Consider the following 6,098-nt stretch of genomic DNA (forward strand, 5'->3'; position numbering starts at 1 on the left):
TATAGTTTATATGTTATAATTAAATCAAAAGATATTGTATACAATATCCAGTATCCAAAATATAAATTTATTTTATAGGAGGTTTTTGCTAAATGAATAAAGAATGGCAAAATTTTAAAACTGGTAAATGGACTGATGAAATAGATGTACGTGATTTTATACAAAACAATTATACTCCTTACACAAAAGATGATTCATTTTTACAAGGAGCTACAGAAAACACATTAAAACTTTGGAATAAGGTATCTGAATTTATGGAAGAAGAAAGAAAAAAAGGAATATTAGATGCAGATACAAAGATAATTTCTACTATAATTTCTCATAATGCAGGATATATTGATAAAGATTTAGAGCGTATTGTTGGACTTCAAACTGAAAAACCTCTTAAAAGAGCTATAATGCCATTTGGTGGAATAAGAGTTGTAAAAGGTTCTTTAGATGCCTATGGTTATGAACTAGATAGTGAAACTTCAGCTATATTTGATAAGGGATATAGAAAAACTCATAATGATGGTGTCTTTGATGCATATACTGATGAAATGAGACGCGCAAGACGTTCTGGCATTATAACAGGACTTCCTGATGCTTATGGTAGAGGAAGAATAATAGGTGATTACAGAAGAGTAGCTTTATATGGTGTCGATAGATTAATAAGTGAAAAAGAAGAAGAAAAATTACAATTAGATATGGATTATATGTCAGCTGATGTTGTAAGACTTAGAGAAGAAATATCTGAACAAATATATGCTTTAAATGAATTAAAAGAAATGGCAGAAAAATATGGCTTCGATATATCTAAACCTGCAAAAAATAGTTTACAAGCTGTGCAATGGACATATTTTGCATATCTTGGAGCAGTAAAAGAACAAAATGGTGCAGCTATGTCACTTGGTAGAGTATCTACATTCTTTGATATATATTTTGAAAGAGATTTAAAAAATGAAACAATCACTGAAAAAGAAATTCAAGAAATAATGGATCATTTTGTCATGAAATTGAGAATGGTAAGATTTTTAAGAACTCCTTCTTATGATGAATTATTCTCAGGAGATCCTACTTGGGTTACAGAAGTTATAGGTGGTATGGGTATAGATGGGAGAACACTTGTAACTAAGAGTAGTTTTAGAGTACTTCATACATTATATAATATAGGTGCTGCTCCAGAACCAAATTTAACTGTACTTTGGTCAGAAAAACTACCAGATAACTTCAAAAGATTTGTTACTAAAGTATCTATAGATACAAGTTCAATACAATATGAAAATGATGATTTAATGAGAGAAACTTATGGTGATGATTATGGTATAGCTTGTTGCGTCTCTGCTATGAAGATAGGTAAACAAATGCAATTTTTCGGAGCACGTGCAAATCTTGCAAAAGCACTACTATACGCTATAAATGGTGGTAAGGATGAAAAAAGTGGTGATCAAATAGGACCTAGATTTGAACCTATAACAAGTGAATATTTAGATTATAATGAGGTATCAGAAAAATTTAATCTTGTAATGGATTGGTTATCTAGGTTATATATAAATACATTAAATATAATCCACTATATGCATGATAAATATTCCTATGAAAGAATACAGATGGCTCTACATGACAAAGAAGTCCTTAGAACTTCAGCATGTGGCATAGCAGGATTATCAGTTGTAGCTGATTCACTTTCAGCAATTAAGCATTCTAAAGTTAAAGTTATAAGAAATGAAGAAGGACTTGCAGTAGATTATGAAATAGATGGAGTTTATCCTGCATTTGGTAACAATGATGATAACGTAGATCAAATAGCTACTTCTATAGTAAAAGATTTCATGAATAAACTTAGAAAACATAAAACTTACAGAAATTCAATCCCTACATTATCAATACTTACCATTACTTCAAATGTGGTATATGGTAAGAAAACAGGCAGTACTCCAGATGGTAGAAAATCAGGAGATCCATTTGCACCAGGTGCAAATCCAATGCATGGGAGAGATACAAATGGAGCTATAGCATCAATGGCATCAGTTGCAAAAATACCTTATGAGCATTCAGAAGATGGAATATCCTATACATTCTCAATCGTACCTAAAGCTCTCGGAAAAACAATGGATGATAGAACTAATAATTTATCAGGATTATTAGATGGATATTTCCATGATAAAGGTCACCATATAAATGTTAATGTATTTGATAAAGAAACCCTATTAGATGCAATGACACGTCCAGAAAAATATCCACAACTTACAATAAGAGTATCTGGATATGCAGTTAACTTCATCAAGCTAACACGCGAACAACAACTTGATGTAATAAATAGAACATTCCACGAAAGAGCATAAAAGTAGATGTAGGAGGTGTGCATTCATGACTATAGAAGGAAATATTCATTCAATAGAAACATGTGGAACAGTAGATGGACCAGGAGTAAGGTTTGTAGTGTTCACTCAAGGATGCCCTTTAAGATGTCAGTATTGTCACAATCCAGATACTTGGAAAGTAAATGATGGTAAAAAAATATCTGTAGATGAATTAATGAAAGAGATAATTAAATATAAATCATATATGAAATATTCTGGTGGTGGTGTCACTTTAACAGGTGGCGAACCACTACTCCAACCAGAATTTGCAAAAGAATTATTTAAAAGATGTAAAGAAGAAGGAATTCATACAGCAATAGATACATCTGGATTTATACCACTTGAAAAATCAAAAGAAGTCTTTGAATATACTGATTTGGTATTGCTAGATATAAAGTCTTTTAATCCTATTTTATATAAGGATCTAACAGGCGTAGAAAATACTCCTACACTAAAATCAGCTAAATATCTATCAGAAATAGATAAAATGACTTGGATTAGATATGTATTAGTTCCAGGACTTACTGATAAAGATGGAGATATAAAAAATCTAGCTAAGTTCCTATTCCCACTTAAAAATATTAAAAGAGTAGAACTTCTTCCCTTTCATAAGATGGGAGAATATAAATGGAAAGAACTTGGATATGAATATAAATTAAAAAACACTCCTTCCCCATCAGACGAAATAGTAGAAAGAGCAGCAAAGATATTTAAAAATGAAAATATAAATGTAGTTTATTAAAAAAATCTGTGGTCAATTTGCTTGACCACAGATTTTTGTTTATGTTTATTTTTTGATGCATTTCTCAAAAAATATAGTCTCTAATTCACTAAAATTATTAGTATTTTCTACTTCATAAAAATCATGAGACTTTCCCAAGAATATTACTCTATCAGAAAAATTACTTACGATATCAAGATTGTGTGTAGAATATATTATCATTTTACCTTCTTCTACAAATTTATTTATAGTATTTCTTAATATATGTGACATTTCAGGATCTAAACTATTAAAAGTTTCATCTAGTATAATATTATTAGCATCAGATAAGAAAGCTGCTATTAAATAAATCTTTTGTTTCATTCCTAAAGAATAATCTTTTATTAATTTATTCATTTCATTTTCCATTTTAAAATCTTTTATTAGTTTTTCGGACAATTTGTTTGATTTAGAAACAACTCTTTTATATATTTTTAAAATAAAACTTAAATATTCAATTCCAGTTAAGTTAACAAAACTTTCTTTGCTATCAGATACGAAAAATAAGTTATATTTACTATTAAATTGTTCTTGGTTTATATTATCTATTAATACCTCTCCACTATCAGATTTTAAAGCGTCTGTTATGATATTCATAAAGGTAGTTTTTCCTATTCCATTAGGCCCAACTAAAGCATAAAGACTCCCATTTTCAAAATCTTGGTTTATATTGTTTAATACAATTTTCTCACCATATTTTTTATTTATTCCTTTAACCCTAATCATATAAGCTCCTCTTCTTTATAGTATTATTTAATAGCCAAATAAAAATCAATAAAATTATATTTATAATATCAATAAAGTATACACCGAAAATCTTTTGAGAAATATATATTATAGCTGTAAATACTATTCCTAGTAAAAACATTATTATAGAATTATAGTTATTTCTTACAAGCTCATTTATACTATCATATTCTTTTATAGGGCTTAACTTATCCATAAGTACACCTAATATCGAAGATATTAAACTATATATAATTATAAATAAAAAAATGCTTACTATTTTAAAGTTAAATACATTAAAAGATATTATAGCTATAATTAAAATAATTAAAGACAAAATAATATTAATTAAAAAACTTACTAACACTTTATTATAAAATATTTTTTCTTTTTTTATAGGCAATACATTAAATCTATCTAGTTGCTTCAAATCTCTAGAATATGCAGTTACATTAAATAAATTAAAAGAAGATATTAGTATTATAATTGTAATTATACTGAAATACATATCATCTTTTAAAAATTTATTAAAGGTACTCATAAACAATCTAGATATAATTATTACAAGTAAAACTGTTCTCATAAGACTAAATAATAAAAATTTTTTATTTCTCCATAAAAATAAATATTCTATAAATATATATTCATTCTTGATTTTCTTTAATTTGAAAATCTTTTTATAATTTATGATACTATTTACATTTATATTTAAGTATATTTTTTTGAAATATTTATTTGAAAACCAATTTAATAAAAATAAAAAACTACAGCATAATATTACAACAAAAATCATAAACACTATATATTTATACGATAACTTATAAGTCAAAGATTCAATTGGCAGAACTTCATACAATCTATATCCATATTTATTTAGAATAGTTCCTACAAATATTACTCCAGATACAGATATCAATGGAAATATTAAATTTATAAATTTTCTTGGTAAAAATATAGCTAGTATAAAAAGTATAATACCCAAAAAATAATCAAATGTTAATACTATTAAATTTACTATAACTAATAAATATATATAGAGTGCTATAGATAATTTAATTGATATAATTAGCGGTATAAACAATATTAAACTAAATAACAATTGTAATAAAAACATAGACTTAAATTTAAATAATACCACTTTACTCATTTTTATCGGTAAATAGAAATACTGTCTATCACTTGAAGAATCAAATAATTTTAAAGGCAACCTAACTAGAAAATAAGTTATACTAAAAAACAAAAATATAAAAACTCCTATAATAATTAAAAAATCATTATTTAAATAAATAGGCATGTTTCTTTTTATCAAAAACCATACTATAGAACTTAAATAAAATAATATAATAAGTATTGTAGGAATAATTATAGCTTTCTCTTTGTTAGAATTAATATTATATGGACCAAATGATTCTTTTACGATTACTTTTGTTAAATTAATATTTTTAAAATTCATCATAACTTCCTTCTACATAACATTTCTAAAAGCTAAATATCCATATAATACTATATTAAATAAGCCTGTAAAGATTATAACAACAGTGTTTATTATATTTATTCTATTTTGGACCTTTAATAAAAGTGTTCCTAACAGTAATACTGCAGGAAATGCCCATGCTCCTAAGAATCGAGGTAGAGTATATGTAGGTTCACCACTACTCATGTTCCACTGCATAGGTATTTCTTCTGGCAAAAAGAAAAGCATAATCCCATTCCAAATAAAACAAATTATAATCACAATAATATTTATTTTCATATATGATCTTGCTTTTTCTCCATCCCTTTCCATAGATTCAATATTAAAAAATTTCTTTAGTAAGTGTCTTATCATAATTTGTCTCCTCAACTTAATTTTTTATTACGCTATTTCTTTCTATTTGCCCTTAAAAACCATATTCCTATAGCTGGAGATAAGATTAATATAGCATAGAAAAGGTATCTTATTTGATTAAACGTCACATAGCCAAAAGTTATCGCTAAAAATAACCCTATAAATAATACAACTAAAATAGATTGTAATGTCAACACAGTTTTTTCTAGTTTTGTCATACTATCACTTCCCTTTTAATACTATTCCTGTCTAAGTGCCTCTAATACACTTATTTTTGCTGCTTTATTTGCTGGATATAATCCTGAGAGTACTCCTACTATTGTAGAAAATATAATTGCAAATAATGCTAGCCATATTGGGATTGATGTTATATTAGCTTCTAGCCCATTCATAAACATCTTAGCTACATTATTGATTATAAATGATAATATATAGCTTAAAA

General features: G+C 26.5%; 6 protein-coding genes and 1 pseudogene. 2 read left to right on the forward strand and 5 right to left on the reverse strand.

The genetic code is table 11. From position 1 onward, the window contains the following. Positions 1–92 precede the first annotated feature (92 nt). Positions 93–2,324 (forward strand): formate C-acetyltransferase, encoded by a 2,232-nt coding sequence (pflB, locus tag ACTHW2_RS09835; protein WP_442263751.1) that lies wholly within the window; start codon positions 93–95, stop codon positions 2,322–2,324. Positions 2,325–2,349: 25 nt separating this feature from the next. After that, positions 2,350–3,084: a pyruvate formate-lyase-activating protein gene (gene pflA, locus ACTHW2_RS09840; RefSeq protein ID WP_442199293.1), complete on the forward strand. Its 735-nt coding sequence runs from the start codon at positions 2,350–2,352 to the stop codon at positions 3,082–3,084. 45 nt (positions 3,085–3,129) lie between these two features. Here pflA and ACTHW2_RS09845 read toward each other — a convergent pair whose 3' ends face one another. The 5 genes and pseudogenes from ACTHW2_RS09845 to ACTHW2_RS09865 form a co-directional block, all read right to left on the reverse strand. Further along, on the reverse strand, positions 3,130–3,828 hold the full coding sequence (locus ACTHW2_RS09845; protein WP_442199294.1) for an ABC transporter ATP-binding protein: 699 nt from the start codon (positions 3,826–3,828) through the stop codon (positions 3,130–3,132). Further along, positions 3,821–5,281, reverse strand: a complete 1,461-nt coding sequence (locus ACTHW2_RS09850) for a hypothetical protein (protein ID WP_442199295.1) — start codon at positions 5,279–5,281, stop codon at positions 3,821–3,823. Before ACTHW2_RS09850 ends, ACTHW2_RS09845 begins: the two co-directional genes overlap by 8 nt. Before the next feature lie 12 nt (positions 5,282–5,293). Next, complete coding sequence (locus ACTHW2_RS09855; protein ID WP_442199296.1) at positions 5,294–5,656, reverse strand: DUF1648 domain-containing protein; 363 nt, start codon at positions 5,654–5,656, stop codon at positions 5,294–5,296. Positions 5,657–5,688: 32 nt separating this feature from the next. Beyond that, entirely contained in the window at positions 5,689–5,874 is a 186-nt protein-coding gene (locus ACTHW2_RS09860) for a hypothetical protein (protein ID WP_442199297.1), read from the reverse strand. Positions 5,875–5,895: 21 nt separating this feature from the next. Beyond that, a pseudogene (locus ACTHW2_RS09865) lies at positions 5,896–6,098 on the reverse strand (ABC transporter permease); the annotation flags it as partial.

Source organism: Tissierella sp. (assembly GCF_052089545.1).
GTDB lineage: Bacteria > Bacillota > Clostridia > Tissierellales > Tissierellaceae > Tissierella_A.